This is a genomic window from Halomonas sp. SL18_1 (assembly GCF_055755715.1).
In genome coordinates this window covers 1,571,178-1,596,870 of sequence record NZ_JBVTRK010000001.1, presented here as the reverse complement: position 1 = coordinate 1,596,870, position 25,693 = coordinate 1,571,178, and the positions used below count along the sequence as shown (strand labels likewise).

Annotated in this window: 18 protein-coding genes and 4 pseudogenes; 12 read left to right on the top strand and 10 right to left on the bottom strand. The window is 67.5% G+C overall.

Annotated features, from left to right (window positions below):
- Positions 1-10 precede the first annotated feature (10 nt).
- Positions 11-1,342, top strand: coding sequence for a replication-associated recombination protein A (locus ACSJDS_RS08085; RefSeq protein ID WP_473032825.1), 1,332 nt, complete (start codon positions 11-13; stop codon positions 1,340-1,342).
- A gap of 284 nt (positions 1,343-1,626) precedes the next feature.
- Here the strand turns inward: ACSJDS_RS08085 and lolA are convergent, their stop codons facing one another.
- The 3 genes from lolA to ACSJDS_RS08070 all read right to left on the bottom strand — a co-directional run bounded on the left by lolA (position 1,627) and on the right by ACSJDS_RS08070 (position 5,479).
- Positions 1,627-2,256 carry an outer membrane lipoprotein periplasmic chaperone LolA gene (gene lolA, locus ACSJDS_RS08080; protein WP_473032823.1) on the bottom strand — a complete coding sequence of 210 codons (630 nt, stop codon included), beginning with the start codon at positions 2,254-2,256 and terminating at the stop codon, positions 1,627-1,629.
- 104 nt (positions 2,257-2,360) lie between these two features.
- Entirely contained in the window at positions 2,361-5,162 is a 2,802-nt protein-coding gene (locus ACSJDS_RS08075; protein WP_473032821.1) for an FtsK/SpoIIIE family DNA translocase, read from the bottom strand.
- Positions 5,048-5,479 carry a DNA translocase FtsK 4TM domain-containing protein gene (locus ACSJDS_RS08070; protein ID WP_473032819.1) on the bottom strand — a complete coding sequence of 144 codons (432 nt, stop codon included), beginning with the start codon at positions 5,477-5,479 and terminating at the stop codon, positions 5,048-5,050. The genes ACSJDS_RS08075 and ACSJDS_RS08070 overlap by 115 nt, the downstream gene beginning before the upstream one ends.
- A gap of 244 nt (positions 5,480-5,723) precedes the next feature.
- On the opposite strand from ACSJDS_RS08070, the gene aat reads away from it, so the two are divergent.
- The 3 genes from aat (at position 5,724) to infA (ending at position 7,622) form a co-directional block, all read left to right on the top strand.
- A complete protein-coding gene (gene aat / locus ACSJDS_RS08065) occupies positions 5,724-6,452 on the top strand; it encodes a leucyl/phenylalanyl-tRNA--protein transferase (protein WP_473032818.1) in 729 nt (242 codons plus the stop codon).
- Between the two features lie 43 nt (positions 6,453-6,495).
- A complete protein-coding gene (locus ACSJDS_RS08060; protein WP_473032817.1) occupies positions 6,496-7,233 on the top strand; it encodes an arginyltransferase in 738 nt (245 codons plus the stop codon).
- 170 nt (positions 7,234-7,403) lie between these two features.
- Positions 7,404-7,622 (top strand): translation initiation factor IF-1, encoded by a 219-nt coding sequence (gene infA, locus ACSJDS_RS08055; RefSeq protein WP_010627817.1) that lies wholly within the window; start codon positions 7,404-7,406, stop codon positions 7,620-7,622.
- Between the two features lie 119 nt (positions 7,623-7,741).
- Here infA and clpA read toward each other — a convergent pair.
- The 4 genes and pseudogenes from clpA to ACSJDS_RS08035 all read right to left on the bottom strand — a co-directional run bounded on the left by clpA (position 7,742) and on the right by ACSJDS_RS08035 (position 14,324).
- A pseudogene (clpA, locus tag ACSJDS_RS08050) lies at positions 7,742-10,014 on the bottom strand (ATP-dependent Clp protease ATP-binding subunit ClpA).
- A gap of 140 nt (positions 10,015-10,154) precedes the next feature.
- Positions 10,155-10,484 carry an ATP-dependent Clp protease adapter ClpS gene (gene clpS, locus ACSJDS_RS08045; RefSeq protein ID WP_473034997.1) on the bottom strand — a complete coding sequence of 110 codons (330 nt, stop codon included), beginning with the start codon at positions 10,482-10,484 and terminating at the stop codon, positions 10,155-10,157.
- A 200-nt stretch (positions 10,485-10,684) separates the two neighbouring features.
- A complete protein-coding gene (gene icd / locus ACSJDS_RS08040; protein WP_473032816.1) occupies positions 10,685-11,941 on the bottom strand; it encodes an NADP-dependent isocitrate dehydrogenase in 1,257 nt (418 codons plus the stop codon).
- Positions 11,942-12,086: 145 nt separating this feature from the next.
- Positions 12,087-14,324, bottom strand: coding sequence for an NADP-dependent isocitrate dehydrogenase (locus ACSJDS_RS08035; RefSeq protein ID WP_473032814.1), 2,238 nt, complete (start codon positions 14,322-14,324; stop codon positions 12,087-12,089).
- A gap of 297 nt (positions 14,325-14,621) precedes the next feature.
- Here ACSJDS_RS08035 and ACSJDS_RS08030 point away from each other — a divergent pair, with 297 nt between their 5' ends.
- The 3 genes and pseudogenes from ACSJDS_RS08030 to ACSJDS_RS08020 all read left to right on the top strand — a co-directional run bounded on the left by ACSJDS_RS08030 (position 14,622) and on the right by ACSJDS_RS08020 (position 15,683).
- Entirely contained in the window at positions 14,622-15,239 is a 618-nt protein-coding gene (locus tag ACSJDS_RS08030; RefSeq protein WP_473032812.1) for a pseudouridine synthase, read from the top strand.
- Positions 15,236-15,415 (top strand): annotated as a pseudogene (locus tag ACSJDS_RS08025) (NUDIX domain-containing protein); the annotation flags it as partial. The gene ACSJDS_RS08030 and the pseudogene ACSJDS_RS08025, both read left to right, overlap by 4 nt.
- An 85-nt stretch (positions 15,416-15,500) precedes the next feature.
- Positions 15,501-15,683 (top strand): NUDIX hydrolase, encoded by a 183-nt coding sequence (locus ACSJDS_RS08020; protein WP_473032811.1) that lies wholly within the window; start codon positions 15,501-15,503, stop codon positions 15,681-15,683.
- Here the strand turns inward: ACSJDS_RS08020 and ACSJDS_RS08015 are convergent.
- From ACSJDS_RS08015 to ACSJDS_RS08005, 3 genes are all read right to left on the bottom strand, one after another.
- Positions 15,671-18,682, bottom strand: coding sequence for an efflux RND transporter permease subunit (locus tag ACSJDS_RS08015; RefSeq protein WP_473032809.1), 3,012 nt, complete (start codon positions 18,680-18,682; stop codon positions 15,671-15,673). The genes ACSJDS_RS08020 and ACSJDS_RS08015 overlap by 13 nt on opposite strands.
- Positions 18,679-19,746, bottom strand: a complete 1,068-nt coding sequence (locus ACSJDS_RS08010) for an efflux RND transporter periplasmic adaptor subunit (protein ID WP_473032808.1) — start codon at positions 19,744-19,746, stop codon at positions 18,679-18,681. The genes ACSJDS_RS08015 and ACSJDS_RS08010 overlap by 4 nt, the downstream gene beginning before the upstream one ends.
- 79 nt (positions 19,747-19,825) lie before the next feature.
- Entirely contained in the window at positions 19,826-20,431 is a 606-nt protein-coding gene (locus ACSJDS_RS08005) for a TetR/AcrR family transcriptional regulator (RefSeq protein ID WP_473032806.1), read from the bottom strand.
- A 136-nt stretch (positions 20,432-20,567) separates the two neighbouring features.
- Between ACSJDS_RS08005 and mnmA the strand changes: the two genes are divergently transcribed.
- The 5 genes and pseudogenes from mnmA to ACSJDS_RS07980 all read left to right on the top strand — a co-directional run bounded on the left by mnmA (position 20,568) and on the right by ACSJDS_RS07980 (position 25,422).
- Positions 20,568-21,698: a tRNA 2-thiouridine(34) synthase MnmA gene (mnmA, locus tag ACSJDS_RS08000; RefSeq protein ID WP_473032805.1), complete on the top strand. Its 1,131-nt coding sequence runs from the start codon at positions 20,568-20,570 to the stop codon at positions 21,696-21,698.
- Positions 21,695-22,332 (top strand): annotated as a pseudogene (gene hflD, locus ACSJDS_RS07995) (high frequency lysogenization protein HflD). Before mnmA ends, hflD begins: the two are co-directional and overlap by 4 nt.
- Before the next feature lie 79 nt (positions 22,333-22,411).
- Complete coding sequence (purB, locus tag ACSJDS_RS07990; protein WP_473034996.1) at positions 22,412-23,776, top strand: adenylosuccinate lyase; 1,365 nt, start codon at positions 22,412-22,414, stop codon at positions 23,774-23,776.
- Between the two features lie 2 nt (positions 23,777-23,778).
- Positions 23,779-24,950 (top strand): annotated as a pseudogene (locus ACSJDS_RS07985) (JmjC domain-containing protein).
- Between the two features lie 37 nt (positions 24,951-24,987).
- Positions 24,988-25,422, top strand: coding sequence for a GNAT family N-acetyltransferase (locus ACSJDS_RS07980; protein ID WP_473032803.1), 435 nt, complete (start codon positions 24,988-24,990; stop codon positions 25,420-25,422).
- Positions 25,423-25,693: the final 271 nt, after the last annotated feature.

The following is a 25,693-nucleotide window of genomic DNA, read 5'->3' as shown; positions in this document are numbered from 1 at the left end:
GGAGATCATCATGGATCTGTTCGGTCAGGCCCCGCCCGAGACGGCCCCCTTGGCCTATCGAATGCGCCCCCGCCGCCTGGATGACTATGTGGGCCAGCAGGCGCTGGTCGGGCCGGGTAAGCCGCTGCGACGGATGGTCGAGACCGGCACTGTCCGCTCGATGATCCTGTGGGGCCCACCCGGCGTGGGCAAGACCACCCTGGCCGAGATTCTGGCCACGGAGTCGGGGTCGCGCCTGGAGCGGCTGTCGGCGGTCATGGCGGGGGTCAAGGACATCCGCGAGGCAGTGGCCCGGGCCGGCGTGGCCCGCGACCAGGGCCAGGCGACCCTGATGTTTCTCGACGAGATCCACCGGCTCAACAAGAGCCAGCAGGACGCCCTGCTGCCCCACGTGGAGTCGGGACTGCTGACGCTGATCGGTGCCACTACCGAGAATCCCTCCTTCGAGGTCAACTCGGCGCTACTCTCCCGGGCGCCGGTCCAGGTGCTTACCCCGCTCTCGGAGGAGGAGCTGCTCCAGGTGATGCGCCAGGCGCTGACGGACGAGGCATGCGGTCTGGGCGCACGCCGCATCGCCGTGGCGGAGGAGGTGCTGGCGCGCGTGGCCCGCGCTGCGGCAGGCGACGCTCGCCGCGCTCTGGGCCTGCTGGAGAACGCCTGCGATTTCACCCTCGCCGAGGATGGCGGCGAACGCCTGCCACCCGAGGCCCTAGAGGCCGCCCTGAGCCATGGCACCAGCGCCTTCGACAAGCAGGGCGACCACTACTACGACCTGCTCTCGGCGATCCACAAGTCGGTGCGCTCCTCGCGCCCCGATGCCGCCCTGCTCTACATCGCGCGCTTCATCCAGGGCGGCGGCGACCCGCTCGACGTGGTGCGCCGACTGGCGGCGATCGCCTCGGAGGACGTGGGCAACGCCGACCCGCGCGCCCTGCCGCTCGTCATGGCCGCCTGGGACGCCTACCTGCGCCTGGGCGACTACGAGGGTCAGCGCGCCATCGCCCATGCGGCGATTCACCTGGCCGTGGCCCCCAAGAGCAACGCCGTGGAGCGCGCCTGGAAGGCAGCCCAAGCCTATGTGGCGGCCCAGCCGAGCGTGGACGTGCCCACTTACCTGCGCAATGCACCGACGACGCTGATGGCGTCACTGGGCCACGGCCAGGGCTATCGCTACGCCCACCGCGAACCCCACGGCTACCCAGCCGGCAGCGCCCACGATTGCTGGCCGGACAACCTGCCGCGGGCGAGATTCTATGACCCCACCGACCATGGCCAGGAGAAGCGCTACGCCCAGATGATGGCCTGGCGGGCCGAACTCGACGCCGGAGCGGATGGTGACTAGGGGCGAGGGGCGAGGGGCGAGGGGCGAGGCAGTCTGCGCCCAAATGAAAGGGCTCTTCGCACTTTAGCGTGAACGTGTTTGGCAGGTTCTATGGTGGGAGGCCGGCTCTGCCGGGCGAAGGCGCCGCAGGCGCCCCATGGGTAGCGCTGCGCGCTACTTCGCGAGCTGAAGCTCCCTCCCACAGGGTAAGTCCACGCCAGTCTGCGATGAACCAATGAAAGGAGCAAGCCAAGGGGATTCCTTGAAACTTGCTCCTTGAACCTCGCTCCTGGCCGAAGGCCTTATTAGTGCGTATCCCGAATCACGTCGGTGCCCTCGGGAATCTCGAAGGCGAAGCGGCTACCGTCGATGGCCTGGTTCATCTGCACGTCGCGAAACTCGATGGCGGTACGCTGACCGGTGCTGTCGGTCATCATCAGCACGCTCAGGCGCTCCCCGCGGAACGTCATCTCCAGCTCCTCGAAGAGAGTGTCGGCGGCCTTGGGCACCAGGGTGAAGGTCTCGGCGCTGCCCTGCTGGCGACGCGAGACCTCATAGCTGTCGGTCAGCTCACCGGCGCTGCCGGAGAGCAGCAGGGCCGGCGTATGGGTGACGCGATGATCCAGCGCCTGCACCGTCACCTGCTCCAGATCGGGATCGTAGAGATAGACGTCGTCACCGTCGGAGACCACCACCTGCTGGTAGGGGGCATCGACTTCCCAGCGGAACTTGCCCGGCCGCGACAGCCACATCTGGCCGCTCGCTTCCTGCAGGCGCTCGCCGCTGCCGTCGAGGATCTGCTGAGCGAAGCGTGCCTCGTAGGTCTGCAGCGGCTCGAGCATGCGGGTCAGGCGCTCGGCGCCGTCGCTGGCCAGGGCGGCAGCCGGCAGCAGCGCCGAGACGGCGAGGGCGGCAAGGGTCTTCTTTACTGTCATGGGGTCATACTCCCTGAACGGGTCCATTGTGGCGTCCTGTCACTCTGACCGGGCCGACACCGGGGGTTGCATGGCCCCCCCACGCTTCCACCGTTGCTGCACGTTCATTCACCCACCGGGGGCGGCGCCAGCACCTCGCGGGCGCCATTGGTGCCCATGGTGGAGACCACGCCGGCCATCTCCATGGCCTCGACCAGCCGCGCGGCGCGGTTGTAGCCGATCTTGAAGCGTCGCTGCACCGCCGAGATCGAGGCGCGGCGGGACTCGGTGACGAACTGTACGGCCTCATCGTAGAGGGCATCCTGCTCGGCGTCGCCGCCGTCGCCGCCCTCGGCCTCCAGGCCGGTGAGCGCCTCGGCGGAGACGCCGCCGGAGAGGATCTCGTCGATGTAGTCCGGCTCGCCACGGCGCTTCCAGTCCTCCACGACCCGGTGCACCTCGTCGTCGTCAACGAAGGCGCCGTGGACCCGGGTCGGCATCCCGGAGCCGGCGGGCAGATAAAGCATGTCGCCGTGACCCAGCAGATTCTCGGCGCCGCCCTGGTCGAGGATGGTGCGCGAGTCGACCCGCGAAGAGACCTGGAAGGCCATGCGAGTGGGCACGTTGGCCTTGATCAGGCCGGTCACCACGTCCACCGAGGGGCGCTGAGTGGCCAGAATCAGGTGGATGCCGGCGGCCCGGGCCTTCTGCGCCAGCCGCGCGATCAACTCCTCGACCTTCTTGCCGACGATCATGAACATGTCGGCGAACTCGTCGATCACCACCACAATATAGGGCAGCTTTTCCAGCACCGGCGGGGTCTGGTGCATCTCCCAGGGCTGCGGCTCCCACAGCGGGTCGGCCACCTGGGCGCCGGCCCGCTCCGCTTCGTCCAGCTTGGCGTTGAAACCGGCGATGTTGCGAACGCCCATGGCGGCCATCAGCTTGTAGCGCCGCTCCATCTCGGCCACGCACCAGCGCAGGGCATTGGCCGCCTCCTTCATGTCGGTGACCACCGGCGCCAGCAGATGCGGAATGCCGTCATAGACGGAGAGCTCGAGCATCTTGGGATCGACCATGATCAGGCGCAGCTCGTCGGGCGTGGCCTTGAGCAGCATCGAGATCAGCATGGCGTTGACCCCCACCGACTTGCCCGAGCCGGTGGTGCCGGCCACCAGCAGGTGGGGCATCTTGCCCAAGTTGGCCACGACCGGGCCGCCGCCGATGTCCTGGCCCAGGGCCAGGGTCAGCGCCGAGGCCTCCTGCTGGTAGCGGTCGGAGTCGATCACTTCGCGCAGGCGAATCATGGCCCGGTGGGGATTGGGGATCTCGATCCCCACCGTGGGCCGCCCCGGGATCACCTCGACGACGCGCACGCTCTTGACCATCAGCGAACGCGCCAGGTCCTTGGCCAGGTTGCTGATCTTGGACACCTTCACCCCGGCGGCGGGCTTGATCTCGAAGCGGGTGATCACCGGGCCGGGCCAGGTGTTCACCACCTCTGCCTTGACGCCGTACTCGCGCAGCCGCGTTTCCAGAAGTTCAGCCATCTCGGCCAGCTGCGCATCGGTGTAGTTGCGCTGATGGGGCTCCGGCGGCGTCAGCAGCCTGAGGCTGGGCAGCTCGCCGTCGGGCTCGGGCAGGTCGTCGAGCTGCGGGCGCTGGCTCTGCAGGTGCTCCACCGTCCACAGCGCCGGCCCCTCCGGCTCGTCCGCCGCGGCTCGTCCCTGCTCGGCGGTGGCAACGGTCGCCGCTGCCGCCTCAGGTGCCTCGGCACTGGAGCGCCACTCTCGCAGCCCAGCCGCCTGATCGGCGACCTCGCGGGCGTCCGGCGTCGTGGCTGGCGATGCCTCCGCGGACGCTGTACGGGACGAGACAGTCGGCGCCGACTCGCCCGAGGCCTCGTCGGCAACGCTCCCCCAGCTCAGCCGCGGCTCACGCTGGGCGCCCTCGTCTGGCTCCGTTGACCGCCAGTCGCCAAGACCCGGCTCACGACGCGAGGCCCGAGGCGACTCGCCCGCTGGCGGCATCGGCTCCGGTTCATCGGGCACCGCCGGCTCGGGCGGAGAAAAGTGCCCGGCGTCCTCCGTCCGCGACGGCGAGGCGTCAGCCGCGACGGCAGACGCCGGATCAGCGCCGTGGCGCGTGTCCGCTGGCTCGGCGGCCAGCGGCACTTTCGTGCTTGCCGTGGCCGTTTCACCGCCCGGGTCGGGGAATGACTGGGCCTCGGGCTCCCTGGCACTCAAGGGCATGGGGGCTTCAGCGGCCTCGGGCTCATCGCGACGCGCGCTCAGCGGTGACGCCGGCTCGGGGTCGGAAGCGCGCGGCACGGCAGATGGCGACGCCTGGCTTGCCGGCGCGACCTCATGCTCGACAGCCTGCTGCGCCGCATAGGCCGCCTCCGGCCGCTTGGCGGAAGGCGTTCGCTCGGGCACGTCCCAGGGGATCTCGGTGTCGCCATCGTCGCCAAAACCAGGGGCGAGGCGCGGCTCGGCAGCCGCGGAACTCGACGCCGCTCGGCGCCGCCCGAAGCGCCCGAACCAGCCCCGGCGCGGCGAGGCCGGCGCCTCCTCGCCATCATCGGCGTCGGGTTCGACGTCCGGCTCCATTTCGTCTGCCACCGCGTCACGCTTCGCCTCTCGGCGCTCGCGGGCCAGCCCGAAGGGCACGGCGAACCAGCCCCACAGGCGTAGCGCCCGATGGCCTAGCTCGTCCATGACGCTGAGCCAGGACACCCCGCTGAACAGCGGAAAGCCGCAGAGCATGGCGGCCAGCGCCAGCAAGCCGGTGCCACCGGACCCCACCAGCGGCACTAGCGCTCCCACCAGCCCCTCGCCGAGGATGCCGCCGGATGAGTAGGGCAGCACGCTATCGGGGTGATAGAAGTGAAGCGCCCCCAGCGTCGTGGTGCCCAGCAGCAGCAGCACAAGCCCCCCAGGCGCACGGCCACCGCCGTGGCATCCCATTCGAAGCGTACCCGACGCGAGCGGATCAGCCACCAGCCGGCAAATCCCAGCATGCCAGGCCACCACAGAGCACTGGCACCGAACAACGAATAGAGCACGTCGGCCAGCCAGGCACCGATGGGCCCCATCCAGTTCGCCACCTCGGTCTCCGGGCCACGGCGAGACCAGCCGGGGTCGGCGGCCTGATAGCTGAACAGCGCCAGCAGCAGGAAGACGCAGGCCGCCAGCAGCACGATGACCACGCCTTCACGGGCCGCCCCCTGCAGGCGAAGCCCCATGCGTTGTGCCGTCTGCCGAGCATTCTCCGCCGTCGCACGCCGCGGCGCGCGCTTTTCCTTCGCACTCAAATCACCCACCCCCTCGTGCCGCCAACGGGCGACACTGTCAGAAGCATTCGTCATCCAAAGATCGTCTCAGCCGCCCATCATACCGGGCCTGGCAGCCCCGGCACAGAGTACCGCGCCTGCCGCTTGAGCCCCGCCACGGGCAGCGTCAAAATGGAAGCTTTTCAGGAGCCCCTGCATGCTGCCCTGGCTACCCGAACGCCCGGTGCGCTTTCCGCCCGTCTCGCAGGCGCTGCGCGATCCGGATGGCCTGCTGGCCGCCGGTGGCGATCTCACGCCGGCGTGGCTGCTGGCCGCCTACCGACGCGGCATTTTCCCCTGGTACAGCGACGACCAGCCGATCCTGTGGTGGAGTCCCGACCCGCGCATGATACTGCTGCCCGACGAGCTTCATGTCAGCCGCAGCCTTGCCAAGCGGCTGCGTAACGGCGGTTTCACCGTCACCTTCAATCGCGCCTTCGAGGCGGTCGTCGACGCCTGCGCCGCCCCGCGGGCCGGTCAGCCCGGCACCTGGATCACCGCGGAGATGCGCGACGCCTACGTAGCCCTGCACGGGCTCGGCTTCGCCCGCTCGGTGGAGGTCTGGCGGGAGCAGCAGCTGGTTGGCGGTCTCTACGGCGTGGCCATGGGTGGCGCCTTCTTCGGCGAATCGATGTTCTCGACCGTGCGCGACGCCTCCAAAGTGGCCCTGGTCCATCTGGTGCGCGCCATGCAGGCAGGCAACGGTCGGCTGATCGACTGCCAAATGCATACCCGTCACCTGGCCAGCCTGGGCGCTCGGGACATCGCCCGCAGCGACTTCATCAACTATCTTGAAGAGAGCCTGACAACCCCCACGGCGCGGCACGCCGGCCACCCGCTCCCCGACTGGCCGCTCCCCGCAGAGGCAGCCGTGGCGGTGCCATGATCGGCACCCGCTCAATCCACAACCGACCAGGAGGCGGACGCCCGTGAGCAGCAATACGCCTCATCAGCCGGTCAGGGACCTGCGCTTCTTCCTGACCGTGCCCCATGCCTGCAGCTATCTGGAAGGGCGCGAGGCCACCACCCTGTTTCTCGATCCCCAGGAATCCCACGGCCAGGGGGTCTACGACGCCTTGGCGCTGCTCGGTTTTCGCCGCAGCGGCCGCCACCTCTACCGCCCACACTGCGAGGGTTGCAGCGCCTGCCTCTCGGTGCGGGTGCCGGTCGCGGACTTCGCCCCCAGTCGCACCCAGCGCCGCGTGGCCAAGCGCAACGCCGACCTGCGCCTGATCGAGCGCCCGGCGCTGTTCGACCCGGAGCACTACGCCCTCTACGACCGCTATATCCGCACCCGCCACGTCGATGGCGACATGTATCCGCCCAGCCATGAACAATACCGCACCTTTTTGACCCTGGATGAGCCCTACTCGCGGCTGCTGGAGCTCCGACTGGGCGAGCGCCTGCTCGCCGTGGCCGCCTTCGACCGGCTAGAGCACGGCCTCTCGGCGATTTATACCTTCTTCGACCCGGCCCCCGAGTGGGACCGACGCTCACTGGGCACCTTTGCCGTGCTGTGCCTGGTAGAACAGGCCCGCCAGCAGGGTCTGCCCCACGTCTACCTGGGCTACTGGATTCGCGAGTGCCGCAAGATGGCCTACAAGGAGAACTTCCAGCCGCTGGAGATCCTCGACGGACGACACTGGCGCCGCACCATTCCTTTATGACCTACCAAAGCCGCATGCCGGGCGCCAGGCCATCTTTGCCTTGACGCCCGGCTTGCGGCACAATACCGCGCTATCCTAATGGCATAGGCTGGCTACCGGCGGCTGGGGCGCCGGAAGGCCCGTGAGAGTCACGCCAAGATCATTGTCATCATCAGCGAGGAACCGCCTATATGGCACGCGAAGACCATATCGAAATGGAAGGCGTGGTCGTCGACACCCTTCCCAACACCACCTTCCGCGTCGAGCTGGAAAACGGCCACGTGGTCACGGCCCACATCTCGGGCAAGATGCGCAAGAACTACATCCGCATTCTCACCGGCGACAAGGTCAAGGTCGAGCTGACGCCCTACGACCTGACCAAGGGCCGTATCGTCTACCGTTCGCGCTGAGCCACGCCTCCCCGGCCAGCCGGCGTTCGACGCCCCACTGACGCTGCGCAGCGGCACACAAGACAACGCCCCGTCATTCGACAGGGCGCTGTGCGTGGTACCTGGCCAGTCGCGAGCCGTCAGGGTTCGGCCAGCTCCACCTCGGTCGAGAGGTGCAGCTCACCCTCCTCCACGGTGACATGCACCACCCCGCCATGCTCGGAGAGCTCACCGAACAGGATCAGCTCGGCCAGCGGCTTCTTGAGCCGGTCCTGGATCAGTCGCGCCATGGGCGTGCCCCCATGTCCGGGTCGTAGCCCTTCTCGGCCAGCCAATCCCGCGCGGCCATGTCCACGTCCAGCTGGACCCGCTTCTCGTCGAGCTGCGCCTGCAGCTCCACCAGGAACTTGTCGACCACGCTGCGCACCACCGCGGTTGGCAGGGAGTGGAACTGGATGATCCCGTCCAGACGGTTGCGGAACTCCGGCGAGAAGGTCTTGCGGATCACTTCCATGGCATCGGTGGAATGGTCCTGGGTCTGGAAGCCGATGGAGCGACGCGCCTGCTGTTCGGCGCCGGCGTTGGAGGTCATGACCACGATGACGTGACGGAAGTCCGCTTCGCGACCGTTGTTGTCGGTCAGCCGGCCGTGATCCATCACCTGCAGCAGCAGATTGAAGACCTCCGGATGGGCCTTTTCAACCTCATCGAGCAGCAGCACGCAGTGGGGTTGCTTGGTGATCGCCTCGGTGAGCAGCCCGCCCTGGTCGTAGCCCACGTACCCCGGCGGCGCGCCGATCAGCCGCGACACCGTGTGGCGCTCCATGTACTCGGACATGTCGAAGCGCACCAGCTCGATGCCCATGATCCGTGCTAGCTGGCGGGCCACCTCGGTCTTGCCCACCCCGGTGGGCCCGGCGAACAGGAAGCTGCCCACCGGCTTGTCCGGCGACTTGAGTCCCGCCCGCGACAGCTTGATCGCCGCCGACAGGCTGTCGATGGCCTCGTCTTGACCGAAGACCAGCATTTTGAGATCGCGGTCGAGGTTTTCGAGCAGCTTGCGGTCGGAGCTGGAGACGCTCTTCGGCGGAATCCGCGCGATGGAGGCCACGACCGCCTCGACCTGATCGACATCGATGGTATCGACCCGCACCTCCGGCGGCAGCAGCCGCTGATGGGCGCCGGCCTCGTCGATCACGTCGATGGCCTTGTCGGGCAGGTGGCGATCGTTGATATAGCGATCCGCCAGCCGCGCGGCGCTCTCCAGGGCACCGTCGGTGTACTTGAGGCGGTGATGCTCCTCGAAGCGCGAGCGCAGCCCCTTGAGGATGCGAATGGTGTCCTCCACCGAGGGGGCCATGACATCGACCTTCTGGAAGCGGCGCGCCAGCGCCCGGTCCTTCTCGAAGATGCCGCGGAATTCCTGGAAGGTGGTGGAGCCGATGCAGCGCAGCTCACCGGAAGAGAGCAGCGGCTTGAGCAGGTTGGAGGCGTCCATGACGCCGCCGGAGGCCGCCCCGGCACCGATCACCGTGTGGATCTCGTCGATGAACAGAATGGCGTTGGGCTGTTTCTTGAGCTCGGCAAGCAGGCTCTTCAGGCGCTTCTCGAAATCGCCGCGATACTTGGTGCCGGCCAGCAAGGCGCCCATGTCCAGGGCGTACACCACGGCGTCGCCGATCACCTCGGGCACGTCCTCCTCGACGACGCGCTTGGCCAGCCCCTCGGCGATGGCGGTCTTGCCCACCCCGGCCTCACCGACCAGCAGCGGGTTGTTCTTGCGCCGCCGGGCGAGAATCTGGATGACGCGCTCGAGTTCGTGCTCGCGCCCGATCAGCGGGTCGATCTTGCCCAGCCGCGCCTGCTCGTTGAGGTTGGTGGCATAGCCGGTGAGCGGGTTGGCGCTGGTCTCGCCGCCGCCCTCTTCGGCCTCCTCCGACTCGGAGGGAGACGCCGAGGGCGCCTGACCATGGCCGGACACCTTGGAGATGCCGTGGGCGATGTAGTTGACGGCATCCACACGCGCCACGCTCTGCTGCTTGAGGAAGTAGACCGCCTGACTCTCCTGCTCGGAGAAGATCGCCACCAGCACGTTGGCGCCAGTCACTTCGCTCTTGCCGGAAGACTGCACGTGGAAGACCGCACGCTGCAGCACCCGCTGGAAGCCCAGGGTGGGCTGCGTTTCGCGCTCGCCCTGATCCTCGGGAATCAGCGGCGTGGTGGAGTTGATGAAGTCCTGCAGGTCGGACCGCAGCTTGTCGAGATTGGCCCCGCAGGCCCGCAGCACGTCTGCCGCCGAGGCATTGTCGAGCAGCGCCAGCAGCAGGTGCTCCACGGTCATGAACTCGTGGCGCTTGGAACGGGCCACGGTAAACGCCGTGTTCAGGGTCAGTTCAAGTTCTTTGCTCAGCATGGCAGTCCCCTTCTCGCCGCCTAGGGCTTGCGTCGGATCTTTCAAGGTCCGGCATCATCAACATCGGGCACAATCGCTGCCGTTGCAAGTCTGGTCCTCAACGACTGCCATTCACATCCCGTCTCGACAACCACCGGGAGTCAGTCCGCCGCCTCGATGTCACACAGCAGCGGGTGCTGACACTCTCTCGCATATTGATTGACTTGATGGCTTTTGGTTTCCGCAATGTCGCGGGTGAAGACACCACAGGTGGCCTTGCCTTGGGTGTGTACCGCCAGCATCACCTGTACGGCGGTCTCGCTATCCATGTGGAAGAACGTCTGCAGCACCTCTACCACGAACTCCATGGGCGTGAAGTCATCGTTGTGCAGCACCACCTTGTACATCGGCGGCCGGGCCAGCTCCGGCTCCGATGACTGCACGGCCAGGTCGCCATCATCCTCTTCTTCCGGCCGCGGTGGCCGGGTCATGCCGGCAATCACGCCGACTCTCCACCACCCGCCGGACAGGTCTCTCTTGAACATAAAAGCCACACACCATCTCGACAAGCCGGCTGCGTTGAGGCGCCTCGACTCAGCTTGGACGCCATCGGGCCGGCAGGGTTCATGGTCATCACGCAAAGGGCCCCCGCCCGCCATGCGGACGAGGGCCCCGGGAAACGCCGGACCGTTTACATGTTGTCTGCGACGGCCTGACCGAACTCGGAGCACTTGAGCAGTTTGGCATCGTCCATCAGGCGGTGGAAGTCATAGGTGACCTCGCCCTTGGAGATGGCCTTCTCCATGCCCTTGAGCACCAGATCGGCGGCTTCGACCCAGCCCATGTGGCGCAGCATCATCTCGGCGGAGAGGATCAGCGAGCCGGGGTTGACCTTGTCCTGCCCGGCATACTTCGGCGCGGTGCCGTGGGTCGCCTCGAACATGGCCACGGCGTCGGACAGGTTGGCCCCCGGGGCAATGCCGATGCCGCCCACTTCCGCCGCCAGAGCGTCGGAGAGGTAGTCGCCGTTGAGGTTCAGGGTAGCGATGACGTCATATTCGGCCGGACGCAGCAGAATCTGCTGCAGCATGGCGTCGGCGATGACGTCCTTGACCACGATGGTCTTGCCGGACTTGGGGTTCTTGAACTGCATCCAGGGACCGCCGTCGAGCAGCTCGGCACCGAACTCCTCCTTGGCGAGCTCGTAACCCCAGTCCTTGAAGGCCCCCTCGGTGAACTTCATGATGTTGCCCTTGTGCACCAGGGTCACCGAGTCGCGGTCGTTGTCCACGGCGTACTGCAGGGCCTGACGCACCAGACGCTTGGTGCCCTCGACGGAGACCGGCTTGACGCCGATGCCGCAGTTCTCGGGGAAGCGGATGTTGGTGACCCCCATCTCCTCGCGCAGGAACTTGATCACCTTGTCGGCCTCCGGAGTGCCGGCCTTCCACTCGATGCCGGCGTAGATGTCCTCGGAGTTCTCGCGGAAGATCACCATGTCGACGTCGGCGGGCTTCTTGACCGGGCTCGGCACCCCTTCGAACCAGCGCACCGGGCGCAGGCAGGTGTAGAGGTCGAGCTTCTGACGCAGCGCCACGTTCAGGGAGCGGATGCCACCGCCCACGGGCGTGGTCAGCGGCCCCTTGATGGAGACGACGTAGTCCTGAACCGCTTCCAGGGTCTCTTCCGGGAGCCAGGTGTCGGCATCATAGACCTGGGTGGCCTTCTCACCGGCATAGACTTCCATCCAGTGAATCTTGCGCTCGCCACCGTAGGCCTTCTGAACGGCCGCATCGATGGCGATCTTCATCGCCGGCGTCACGTCGACGCCGATGCCGTCACCCTCGATAAACGGGATAACCGGCTCGTTCGGCACGTTCAGACTGTTGTCGGCGTTGACGGTGATCTTCTCGCCGCCTTCGGGAACAACAATGTTCTGGAACCCCATAGAGAACTCCCTTATCTGGTCTGTTCAGGTGGAGCGCGGAGTATAACATCGTCCACCCACCCGGCCCATAACAGGCCTTTCAAACTAAATGCTAAAAGGCCCCGCCCGCCAGGGGCGGACGGGGCCTGAGGGGCCTAGCGGATGCTTATCCCTTGGCCACCATCGCCAGGGCGTCATTCAGCGTCTTGCTGGGACGCATGACCGCGCGGGCCAGCTCGGGGTCGGCATGGTAGTAGCCCTTGATGTCCACCGGCTGGCCTTGAACGCCATTCAGCTCGTCGAGGATGACGGCCTCCTTGGCCACCAGGGTCTCGGCCAGGCGGGCGAAGCGCTCCTTGAGGCCGGCGTCCTTGTCCTGGGCGGCCAGCGCCTCGGCCCAGTAAAGGGCCAGGTAGAAGTGGCTGCCGCGGTTGTCGATCTCGCCGACCTTGCGCGACGGCGACTTGTTCTCCTCAAGGAACCGGCCGGTGGCCTTGTCCAGCGCGTCGGCCATCAGGGCGGCGCGCTCGTTGTCGAAGGTCTTGGCGAGGTGCTCCAGGGAGGCGCATAGGGCGAGGAACTCGCCCAGGCTATCCCAACGCAGGTGGTTCTCCTCGAGCAGCTGCTGGACGTGCTTGGGCGCGGAACCGCCGGCGCCGGTCTCGAACAGGCCGCCACCCTCCATCAGGGGCACGATGGAGAGCATCTTGGCACTGGTGCCCAGCTCAAGGATCGGGAAGAGGTCGGTAAGGTAGTCACGCAGGATGTTGCCGGTCACCGAGATGGTGTCGAGGCCACGGATCACGCGCTCCAGGGTGTAGCGCATGGCACGCACCTGGGACATGATCTGGATGTTGAGACCGGTGGTGTCGTGCTCCTCGAGGTAGGTGCGGACCTTCTTGATCAGCTCGTTCTCGTGGGGACGGTAGGGGTCGAGCCAGAAGACCGCCGGCATGCCGGAGTCGCGGCAGCGGTTAACGGCGAGCTTGACCCAGTCGCGGATCGGCGCGTCCTTGACCTGGCACATCCGCCAGATGTCACCCTCCTCGACGTTCTGGGTGAGCAGCACCTCGCCGGTGTCGAGGTCGGTGATGTTGGCCACGCCGGCCTCCGGCACCTCGAAGGTCTTGTCGTGGGAGCCATACTCCTCCGCCTTCTGGGCCATCAGGCCGACGTTGGGCACAGTGCCCATGGTGGCGGGGTCGAAGGCGCCGTGCCACTTGCAGAAGTTGATCATCTCCTGGTAGATGCGGGCGAAGGTCGACTCCGGCATCACCGCCTTGACGTCCTTCATGCGGCCATCGGCACCGTACATCTTGCCGCCGGCGCGGATCATGGCCGGCATCGAGGCGTCGACGATCACATCGCTGGGCGAGTGGAAGTTGGTGATGCCGCGGGCCGAATCCACCATCGCCAGCTCCGGGCGCTCGTCGTGGCAGGCGTGCAGGTCGCGGACGATCTCGTCACGCTGGCTCTCGGGTAGGGTGTCGATCTTCTCGTAGAGATTGGCCATGCCGTTGTTGACGTCGACCCCCAGCTCCTCGAACAGCTCGCCGTGCTTGGCGAAGGCCTCCTTGTAGAACATCCGCACGCAATGGCCGAACACGATAGGGTGCGAGACCTTCATCATGGTCGCCTTGACGTGCAGCGAGAACATCACGCCGGTCTTGCGGGCGTCCTCGATCTCACGCTCGTAGAAGTCGAGCAGCGCCTTCTTGCTCATGAACATGCTGTCGATGATCTCGCCTTCCTGCAGCTCGACCCGGGGCTCGAGCACCCGGGTCTCGCCGCTGGCGGTGAGCAGCTCCATCTTCACGTCGCGGGCGCGATCCAGGGTCATCGACTTCTCGCCGTGGTAGAAGTCGCCGCCGTGCATGTGCGAGACGTGGGTGCGCGAGGCCTGGCTCCACTCGCCCATGTGGTGCGGGTACTTGCGGGCGTACTCCTTGACTGCCTTGGGGGCGCGGCGGTCGGAGTTGCCCTCGCGCAGCACCGGGTTGACGGCGCTGCCCTTGGTCCTGTCGTAGCGGGCCTTGATGTCTTGCTCTTCGTCGCTGCTCGGCTCATCGGGATAGTCAGGCAGCTTATAGCCCTGCCCCTGCAGCTCCTTGATCGCCGCCCGGAGCTGCGGCATGGAGGCGCTGATATTGGGCAGCTTGATGATGTTGGCTTCCGGCGTCTTGGCCAGGGCACCCAGTTCGGCCAGATGATCCTCGACACGCTGCTCGTCGGTGAGGTAATCGGGGAACTGGGAGAGAATCCGGGCCGCGAGGGAGATGTCCCGGGTCTCCACCTCGATACCGGCGGCGTCGGTGTAGGCATCAATGATCGGCAACAGCGAGTGGGTCGCCAGCGCAGGCGCTTCGTCGGTGAACGTATAGATAATCTTCGGCGTTTTAGACATGGTGGCTGTGATCTCTCTGGTCACTGCGGTGGCAGGAAACTGGAACGGTTGCGCGCGCTCATGATGTGCGAAACGGGGGCTCGTCGTGCTCCACCTACGGTTCTCTATTTTTCATGGATATGGCAAGGAAGGCGCTTGGCTCCATCCTCGGTGGCGAAGTCACGACAGGCCCCGTAACGACGAGGCCGCTTCCGGCGAGCGAGCGCATTATACCAGCCACCCTGTCTCGGCGTATGATCAATAAGGCTGACACGCCGCCCACTCCCATCCCACCCCGCTTGTCGGTAAGCTTGCGCCATGAGCACCCTCTATCTCTTGCACAAGCCTTACCGCATGCTCTCCCAGTTCACCGATGATCAGGGGCGCGCCACCCTGTCCGAGATCATCGATGTGCCCGGGATCTATGCCGCCGGCCGTCTCGACTACGACTCCGAGGGGCTGCTGCTGCTGACCGATGACGGCGACTTGATACACCGCATCAGCGATCCGCGCCACAAGCAGCCCAAGACCTACCGGGTGCAAGTGGAGGGCACGCCCAGCGACGCCGCCCTGCAGGCGCTGCGCCAGGGCGTAGCGCTCAAGGACGGCCTCACCCGCCCCGCCAAGGTGCGTCGCTTGAGCGAGAGCGGCTTGGCAGAGCGCGACCCACCCCTGAATCCCAAGCGCCATCCGGTGACCACCTGGCTGGAGCTGACCCTGCGCGAGGGACGCAATCGCCAGGTCAGGCGGATGACCGCCCACGTCGACCATCCCACTCTGCGCCTGGTGCGCGTTGCCATCGGCCCCTGGCGGCTCGATGGCCTGGCCCCCGGCCAGTGGCGGCGGGAGACCCTGCACGCCCCTTCGCCCCGCACCAAGCCCGGTCACCCCCGGGCAGCGCGCCGGCAACCGGCCGGACGAGGTGGCAAGCGATGAGCCGCTGGACGCCCCGGGTCACCGTCGCCAGCGTGGTCGAGCGCGCCGGCGCCTTCCTGATCGTGGAAGAAGACTGCGGCGGGGCCGAGACGCGGTTCAACCAGCCCGCCGGCCATCTGGAACCCGGCGAGCGCATCCAGGACGCCGCCCTGCGCGAGGTGGCCGAGGAGACCGCCTGGCGGGTCGGCCTCTCCCATTACCTGGGCCTCTACATCTACACGACCCCGGGGGCTCACCTTTCACAGTCACGGCTTCTACGGCATGGCCCTGGCCCATCTGGGCACCCCCCTCGACCCGGCGATCCGCGCCGCGCACTGGCTCACCCTGGAGGAGCTGGAAGCGCTGGCGCAGGCCGGCCGGCTGCGAAGCCCCCTGGCGCTACGCCGCATTCGCGACGCCCAGGCCGGCCGGTTCTTCCCCATGGAGGTCATTCACGAGACCTGACGCGCCATCAGCAGCCGATAGAGCGCCGGGATCACCAGGAGGGTCAACAGCGTCGAGGCGAGCAGGCCCGAGATGATCGCCCAGGCCATGGGCGGCCACAGGGTCGACTGGGTCAGGGTCAGCGGCACCAGGCCGGCCACGGTGGTGGCGGTGGTGAGCAGCACCGGCCGGGTGCGTCGGGCCACCGCCGAGACCACGGCCTCGCTCACCGACTCGCCCTGGCGTCGATTGGCGTTCATCAGGTCGATCAGCACGATGGCGTTGTTGACCACGATGCCGACCAGCGCCACCACGCCCAGAATGGCGGTGAAGCCGAACGGTTGACCGGTCAGCCACAGCCCCGGTACCACGCCGATGATCGCCAGCGGCAGCGTGGTCAGCACGATGAACAGCTGGCGGAAGGAGTTGAACTGGGCGAGCAGGAAGACCACCAGCAGCAGGCCGCCGATGGGCAGCGTCTGGAACAGCGCGGTATTGGCATCGCCGGCGGATTCCGCCGCCCCACCGACGCTGTAGCGGGTTCCGGACGGCAGCTCGAGCGCTTCCAGGTGGTGCAGGATCTCGCCCAGCACGCCGTCGTAGGTCCAGCAATCGGCCACCTCGGCCAGCACCACGGTCATGCGCTGAAGGTCACGATGCTGGATCACCGCCGGTCGCCAGGTGGGCGTCAGGGTAGCGATCTCACCGAGCGGCAGCGAACGCCCTTCGGCCGAGGCCAGGCGCAGCCCTTCGAGCCCCTCGAGGGAGAAACGCTCGCCCTCCGGCGCCCGCACCAGCAGCGGGGCCGGGTCGCGCTCGGCCCGCCAGGCGCTGACCTCGATGCCGCGACTGGCAGCCGCCAGGGCCTCGGCCACGTCATGCCGCGAGAGGCCGTACTCGGCGGCGCGGGCATCGTCGGTCTCCACCCGCAGGGTGGCCAGCCCCTCCCCCAGGCGATGCCGCGCATCCCGGGCGCCCTTGGCCTCCCGCACCACGCCGAGAATCTCGCTGGCGACGTCGGCCAGGGCGGCGCGGTCCTCACCGAAGACTCGGATCTCCACCGGCGCCTCCAGCGGCGGCCCCTGCCCCAGCCGGCGCGCCACCACCTCGGCCTCGGGCAGCCACTCAGGCGCCACGGCCCTTACCCAGTCCATCAGCTCGGTCAGGTCGTCGGCACCGTCGGCCTCCACCACCAGACGCGCCAGGTGCGACTGATGCGGCTGCTCGACCAGGTTGTAGTAGAAGCGCGGCCCGCTGAAGCCGGCGAAGCGATGCACCGCCTGCACCGCCGGCCGGGAGGCCAGCTCGGCGGCCAGCACCTCGGCTCGATGGGCGGTGTCGTCCAGGTGAGTGCCCTCGGGAAAGTTGAGGTCGACGACCAGCTGATTGCGATCGGTGTCGGGAAAGAAGTCGTGGTCGAGCAGCGGCAGCATGGCGATGGCGGCCACCAGCAGAGCCCCCGTGCCCGCCAGCACCGCCAGCGGCCAGCGCACGGCGACCCGGCCGACACGCTGGCCGATGGCCTGTAGCCGCTCGTGGCGCACTGCCAGCCGGGGCTTGAGGATACCGGCGGCGAACACCGGCGTGACGAAGACGGCATAGACGTAGCTCACCGCCAGGGTCAGCATCACCATGATGGGAATGGCACGGGTGAAGTCGCCGGTGTCGCCACGGGAAAGCAGCAGCGGCACGAAGGCGGCCAGGGTGGTGCCGGTGGCCGCCAGCAAGGGCGCGGCCAGTTCCCGCACCGAGCGGGTCACGGCCTGGATGGCCGAATGCCCCTGATCGCGGTGGTACTGGATGTTCTCCACCATGACGATGGCGTTGTCCACCAGCATGCCCAGCGCGACCACCATGCCGGCTACGGCGATCTGGTGCAGCACGCCGCCGCCCATGGCGTACAGCGCCAGGGAGGATAGGGTCACCAGCGGCACGATCACCATCACCGCCAGCCCCAGCCGCAGCCCCATGACCAGGAACAGCAGCACCCCGAGAATGGCGACCCCCAACAGCAGCGAGACGCCCAGCTCCGCCAGGCGTCGCTCCACCCAGCGAGGCTGGTAGAAGGTCTCCTCGATGGCGAGCGGCGCATAGGCGGGACGCAGCTCATCCACCAGGGCGCGCAGCCGTTTGCCGATCCGGACGGCGTTGCCACGGTCGTTGGCGAGCACCACCCCCAGCGCCACCGCCGGGCGGCCGTCGTGCCACATGCGAGCGCTGGCGGGTTCCTGCGGCGCCAGGCTGACGCCGGTGAGTTCGCCGAGGGGCACCCGCTCACCCTGCCGGGTGCGGATCGGCGTGGCGGCGAGCTCCTCCAGGGACCCGAACTCGGTGAGCGGGTCGAGCACCAGGGAGCGTCCCGCCACCGCCAGGGTGCCCCCGGGCGAGGTCAGATTGCGAACGGCGAGCTGATCGCCGAGCGCCCGGGCATCCAGCCCGGTCATCTCGGCCAGCGTATCGTCCCAACCCACCACCACCTGCTGGCCAGGGTCGGCGAGCAGGTCGATACGGGACACCTCCTTGAGCCGGAACAGATCGCGGCGCAGGCGCTTGGCCGCCTCGCGCAGCTCGAGCAGATCGTCCGAGCCGGTCACCGCCAGCACGATGCCGTGGGTATCGGCATCGCGGTCGCTGATCTCTGCCTCGCCCACGCCCTCGGGGAACTGGCGAGCGGCCCGGTTCACGGCAATACGCACCTGCTCCCAGGCGGCATCGGTGTCGTAGACGTGATCGTGCATCTCGATGGTGACGTGGGCCACGCCGAGACGCGCGGTACCGATGATATCGTCGACCTCCTCGACCTGGGCCAGCGCCTCTTCCAGGGGGTTGAGAACCAGCCGCTCGACCTGCTCCGGCTCCGCACCGGGATAGGGCACCAGCACCTGGCCGAAGCGATAGGGAAAGAACGGGTCCTCCTGGCGATCCATCGCCACCCAGGCCGCCAGGCCCAGGAGGGCCAGCAAGATCGTGACGGTCAGGATCAGGCGCTTGTAGCGCAGCGACACGAGCAGCCAGCTCATGGCAGCACCCTCACCCGCATGCCTTCTTCAAGGCGCCCCTGCCCCGCGGTCACCACCCGGTCGCCCGGCGCCAGCCCCTCGCCGTTCACCGATACCCAGCCGCCGGCCAGGCGCCCAGGGGTGACGGGGGTACGCCGCACCCTGTCGTCATCGTCAAGCGCCAGCACATAGGGCGCGCTGCCGGCGGGGTCGATGACCGCCGACAGGGGCACCTGGAGCATCGGCGACGCCGCAAGCGGCAGCCGCACCAGGACCGGCTCGCCCAGCGCCGGCGCGGGCTCCGAGGCGATGACAACGATCACCGGCACCATGCCCTCATCCGCCCGGCCAATATCGGCGACTCGCCCCGTGAAGCGCCGAGCCGTCATCGAGTTCGTCAGGGTCGCTTCCTGTCCCGTCTCGAGTCGTGCGGCGTGCCTCGCCGGCAAATGCATCGCCACTTCGCGCTGGTCGAGGCCGACCAGGCTGACGACCGGCTGCCCGGGGGCGAGGTAGCCCCCGGGCTCGGCGCGCAGCTCGGCCACCTCGGCGGCAAAGGGCGCTCGCAGGGCAAGCTCATCGAGCTGGGCCTGGGCCTCGTCGCGCTGGGCCAGAGCCTGTGCGCGGGCCTGCTCGGTCGCCTCGTACTCGGAGCGCAGGCGATCCAGCTCCTCTTCGGCACTGAGGTTGCGTTCGCGCAGGGTGCGGGCACGCGACACGTCGCGCCCGAGCTGGGCCAGGCGGGCGTCCAGCTCACGCACCCGCGCCTCGGCCGCGACAAGCGCCGGCGCCATCGCCGGGTTGTGCAGGGTGGCCAGCACCTCCCCCTGCTCGACCCGCTGACCGCGCACCACGTGTCGCTCGCGCAGCACGCCGCCATGCAGAAAGGCCGAGGCGGCCCGCTCGCTGGCCCGCACCGTGCCGGGAAAGCGATAGCTCTCCTCGTCCGGCGACAGGCGCACCGCTTCGCTTTGCACGCTGGGCAGCGGCGGCTGGATTGCCTCGAGCGGCGCTGGGGACTCACCGCACCCCTGCAGCAGTACCGTGCCAAGCATCAACACCACCGCCAGGCTCACCCTCGCCATCCTCCCCATCGTGCTTACCTCCCATGAAGCGGGCCACCATGGACTGGCCGGCCGGTCAGTTATTCGTGCAAAAAAACGCTCACTCTCGCGGCGTTACGCCTTCCATGAAGATCGTCAGGAAATCCTTCAGGAACGCCTCGTCGTCGCCCATGCCCGGCCAGTGCTGGTGATGACACTTGGCCTCGAACCACTGGGTGCAGCTCATCACGAAGACGGCGATGATATGAGTGGGATTTAGGTCGGAACGCAGCAGGCCGCGCTTCTGGGTCTGGCGAATCCACTCGGCGCCCGCCCCAACGAGCTGATGATCGAGCTCGCTGCAGTGACTGTCCCCCTCCAGGTGGGTCCAGGCGAACAGCCGTACCACGCCGGGGTTGTCCCGCAGGAAGTGGAAATAGGCCTCCACGGAGCGGCGCAACAGCAGCGCATCCGGCTCTCCGGCCTCTTCGAACAAGGCCATCTGGGCCGCGAAATAGCGCTCGAAGGCACGGTCCTTGACCACTCCCCACAGCTGCTCCTTGCTGCCGAAATGGTGGTGGATCAGGCTCTTGGTGACGCCCGCTGAGCGTGCCAGCTCGCTGAGCTTGACGGCGGAGAAGCCCTGCTCGACGAACAGCGCCTCGGCCGCGTCGAGAATACGGGCGCGGGTCAGCTCGGGGGCGCGGGTCTGGATTTTCTGGGTCATGCGGCAAGCGTAATGCTAACTGGCCGGCCGGTCAATTATTCTGCCCGTAGCAGACACGCCCCCACAGGATGAAGCAACACCTCGACCTGGGGTATAATCCCCGGCCATTTGTGAACCACCGATCCCGAGAGCGCCCATGACCGCCACCCCAGGCAAGGTGATCGTCGGCATGTCCGGCGGCGTCGACTCTTCCGTCTCCGCCCTGCTGCTGCTGGAGCAGGGCTACCGGGTCGAAGGCCTGTTCATGAAGAACTGGGACGAGGACGACGGCACCGAGTACTGCACCGCCAAGGCCGATCTGGCCGATGCCGAGGCCGTGTGCGAGAAGCTCGGCATCAAGCTGCATACCGCCAACTTCGCCGCCGAGTACTGGGACAACGTCTTCGAGCACTTCCTAGCCGAGTACAAGGCCGGGCGCACGCCGAACCCGGACATCCTCTGCAACCGGGAAATCAAGTTCAAGGTGTTCCTGGAATATGCCGAGATGCTTGGCGCCGAGAGGATCGCCACCGGTCACTATGTACGTCAGGGCGAGAGGCTCGGCCAGCTGGACGGCGAGACCCGGCCGCGCCTGCTCAAGGGGCTCGACGCCAACAAGGACCAGAGCTACTTCCTGCACGCTGTGCCCGAGGCCGCCATCGCCCGCACGCTGTTCCCGGTGGGCGAGCTGGAGAAACCGGAGGTGCGGGCGCTGGCCGAGCGTCACGGCCTGGCCACCGCCCGCAAGAAGGACTCCACCGGCATCTGTTTCATCGGCGAGCGGCGCTTCCGCGATTTTCTTCAGCAGTACCTGCCCGCCCAGCCCGGCACCATCGAGACGCCCGACGGCGAGGTCATCGGCGAGCACATGGGGCTGATGTACTACACCTTGGGGCAGCGTCAGGGGCTCGGCATCGGCGGCCTGCCCCACCATCCCGAAGCGCCCTGGTACGTGGCCGCCAAGGACCTCGAGCGCAACGTGCTGGTCGCTGTGCAGGGCAAGCATCATCCCCTGCTCTATACCGACAGCCTGGCCACCGAGGCCATGGACTGGGTGGCCGGCAAGCCCCCGGCGGCCCGGGCCCGACTCACCGCCAAGACCCGCTATCGCCAGTCCGACGTGCCCTGCACGCTTCGCACGCGGGAGGATGGCGGCGTGGAGGTGGTGTTCGATGCCCCTCAGCGGGCCGTCACCCCCGGCCAGTCGCTGGTGCTCTACGACGGCGACATCTGCCTCGGCGGCGGCGTGATTCGTGACACCTGGAACGCCAAGGAGCGCGCCGCATGACCGCAACCCCGATCCACCGCGTGCCGGACTCTCCGACCGCCCGCCAGGCCCTGGCGCTGGCCGGGGTCTTCCAGGCCGCCAGCCTGGTCGATGAACTGGCTCGCACCGGCCAGGTCGATTCGCGCGCCTGGGAGACCCTGATCCACGCCACCCTGGACACCAATCCGGAGAGCTTCGAGGCGATCTACGGCGGCCACCCCAACAACCTGCGCCGCGGCCTCGAGGTGCTGGAGGCGGTGGTGGGTCGTAAGCAGGCCAACCCGGTGGTGCTGCGCTACGGCTTCTCGCTGCTGCTGCTGATGAACAAGCTGCGCGGCAACGACGAGATGATGGCCGGCCTGGGCAGCGCCTGACGCGCATCCAGGGCCAGGCCGAGCACTTCGACGCCACCCACGAGAACGTCATCGCCAGCCTCGGCGAGGCCTATCAGGAGACCCTCTCCACCTTCAAGACCCGTATCGTGGTGCAGGGGGACCCCTCGCTGCTGCAGAGCCGCATGATGCCTGAACGGGTGCGCGCCATCCTGCTGGCCGGCATCCGCTTCGCGCTGCTCTGGCACCAGCAGGGCGGCCGGCGCTGGAAGCTGGTGTTCCAGCGCGGCGCCTTGAAGAAGGCCCTGGATCAGATCGGCTGACCCTTGCCACCGCCCGTAGCCCCTTGCCACTGCCCACTTTTCAGACACAGAACCGGACACTCCACATGCAAGCCGCCCCCTGCCCCTCACCGCCCTGACCGCCCTCTCCCCCGTCGACGGCCGCTACGCCGCCAAGGCCGAGTCGCTGCGCGAGCACTTCAGCGAATTCGGCCTGATCCGCGCCCGGGTCATCGTCGAGATCCGCTGGCTGCAGCGCCTCGCCGGGCTGGCCGGCGTCACCGAGGTGCCGCCGCTCTCCGCCGAGGCCACCGCCTTTCTCGAGGCGCTGATCCGCGACTTCTCCCTGGAAGACGCCGAGCGCATCAAGACCATCGAGCGCACCACCAACCACGACGTCAAGGCGGTGGAGTACTTCCTCAAGGAGAAGATCGAGCCCCAGCCGGAGCTGCACGCCGTCACCGAGTTCGTGCACTTCGCTTGCACCAGCGAAGACATCAACAACCTCTCTCACGGGGTAATGCTCAGCAACGGCCTGAAGAGTCTGCTGCCGGTGATGCACCGGGTAGCGGACGCCATCGCCGAGCTGGCCCGGGAGCACGCCGAGCTACCGATGCTCTCGCGCACCCACGGCCAGACGGCGAGCCCCACCACGCTCGGCAAGGAGATGGCCAACGTCGCCTATCGTCTGCGTCGTCAGCTCAAGCTGATCGAAGGGGTGGAGATCCTCGGCAAGATCAACGGTGCCGTGGGCAACTACAATGCGCATCTCGCCACCTACCCGGAGGTGGACTGGGAGGCCAACGCCCGCACCTTCGTCGAGGGCCTGGGGCTCACCTTCAACCCCTACACCACCCAGATCGAGCCCCACGACTATATCGCTGAGCTGTTCGACGCCGTGTGTCGCTTCAACACCATCCTGATCGACTTCGACCGGGACGTCTGGGGCTACATCTCGCTGGGCTACTTCAAGCAGAAGACCGTCGAGGGCGAGATCGGCTCCTCCACCATGCCCCACAAGGTCAACCCCATCGACTTCGAGAACTCCGAGGGCAACCTGGGGCTCTCCAACGCCATCCTCGGCCACCTGGCCCAGAAGCTGCCGATATCGCGCTGGCAGCGCGACCTCACCGACTCCACGGTGCTGCGCAACCTGGGCGTGGGCCTGGCCTACGGCCTGATCGCCTATGAGGCGTCACTCAAGGGCATCGGCAAGCTCGAAGCCAACCCGGCGCGCCTGGCCGAGGATCTGGACGCCAGCTGGGAGGTGCTCGCCGAGCCGATCCAGACGGTGATGCGCCGCTACGGCATCGAGAAGCCCTACGAGAAGCTCAAGGCGCTGACCCGCGGCAAGCGCATCGACCAGGCCGGCTTCGCCGCCTTTATCGATACCCTCGAGCTGCCGGAGGCGGTCAAGACCGAGCTCAAGGCGCTGAGCCCCGCCAGCTATATCGGCAACGCCGTCGAGCAAGCGAAGAGGCTCTGACCATGTCTCCCGATGCCCCGCTGCCCATGCTGGGAGGCCAGAGTGCCACCGAGTTTCTGCGCGACCACTGGCAGCGCCGGCCGCTGCTGATCCGCGGCGCCTTTCCCGACTTCGAATGCCCGCTGGACCCCGACGAGCTGGCGGGACTCGCCTGCGAGGAGGGCGTCGAGGCGCGTATCGTCGAGGAGCACGGCAAGGACGGCCCCTGGCAGGTCAGCCACGGCCCCTTCGACGAGCGCACCTTCGCCAAGCTGCCCGAGCGCGACTGGACCCTGCTGGTGCAGGCCGTGGACCACTATGTCCCCGAGGTGGCCGAACTGCTCGAGCATTTCGCCTTCCTGCCGCGCTGGCGGCTCGACGACATCATGATCAGCTACGCCCCGCCGGGGGCAGCGTCGGCCCCCACGTCGACCAGTACGACGTCTTCCTGCTCCAGGGCATGGGCCAACGCCGCTGGCAGCTGGGCGGCAAGGTGGCCGACGACGCCCCCATCATCGCCGGCATCGACCTGCGCATCCTCGAGCGCTTCGAGGTGACCCCCGGCGACGACTGGGTGCTCGAACCCGGCGACATGCTCTACCTGCCGCCCGGCTGGGCCCACCACGGCGTCAGCCAGTCCGACGACTGCCTGACCCTCTCGGTGGGCTTTCGCGCCCCCTCCGCCGACGAGGCGATCACCTCCTTCGCCGACTACCTCGGCGAACAGCTGCCCGCCTCGCTGCGCTACGCCGATGCCGGCATAGCACCACCCCACGACCCCGCCGAACTCGATGACGCGGCCCTGGCACGCATGCGAGCGCTGATCCTCGAGACGCTGGACGACCCGGCCCAGCTGGCCCAGTGGTTCGGCCGGGTGATGACCCAGCCCAAGTACGTGGACCAGCTGATACCGAGCGAGACCCCCACCGCCCCCGACGAGCTTGTCGCTGAACTACAGGACGGCGCCGAGCTGGTCAGAACCGCCGGCTCACGCTTCGCCTGGCGTGCCCTGGACGACGAGCGCGCCACCCTGTTCGCCGATGGCGATGGCAGCGAATGCCCCCTGCCGTTGGCGCGCCTGATCGCCTCCGATGCTCCGCTGGATGCCGAGGCATTGGCCCTGCCCGGCGCCGCCGAGCAGCTCGCCGCCCTGCTCGACGCCGGCAGCCTAAGCTGGGATGAGGAAGAGGAATAAGGGCGAGGGCGACCATGATCAGGCAGAGGGCGAGAGTATGAAAGAGACATCGCTAAAGATCCGCGAGGGGAGCTGGGAGGCGCTCGGCAGCGAGGCCACGGAGATCCGTCGGCTCGTCTTTATCGAGGAGCAGCGGGTGCCGAAGGCGGAGGAGTGGGACGGCCGCGACGCCGCCTGCCTGCACTTCCTGGCGCTGCGGGAGGGCGTCCCCATCGGCACCGCCCGGCTGCTGCCCGACGCCCATATCGGGCGCGTCGCGGTGCTGCCCGAGGCCCGAGGCCTGGGCATCGGGGTGGCGCTGATGCGCGCCGCCATCGAGGCGGCGCGACGCCAAGGTCACGACGCCGTCGAGCTCGCCGCCCAGATCCACGCCCTGGCCTTCTACGAAAACCTCGGTTTCGAATCCTATGGCGAGTGCTTCATGGACGCCGGGATTTTGCACCGCAATATGCGCCTTCAGCTAACGTCTTGAGCCGCGCGCACTCTCGTCTCACACGGAAATCGACTACAGGATCATCCTGCCTCCCCACCGCCCTGTAGTCGAGCTACAACCCTCTCTCCCCAAGTGTCAATTGTGGAACCCCATAGCCATGGGCCATAGTGACAACAAGACGAGGTTAAAACGATTGTTCGGTAATCGATTCTCGGCAATCTTCCGCAAGCGTTTTGATCTCGATACTGGTTCGACCAAGGCCGTAAAGACTTATGCACCGTCCTGGTAGAACCTGGCATCACTTCGCAGG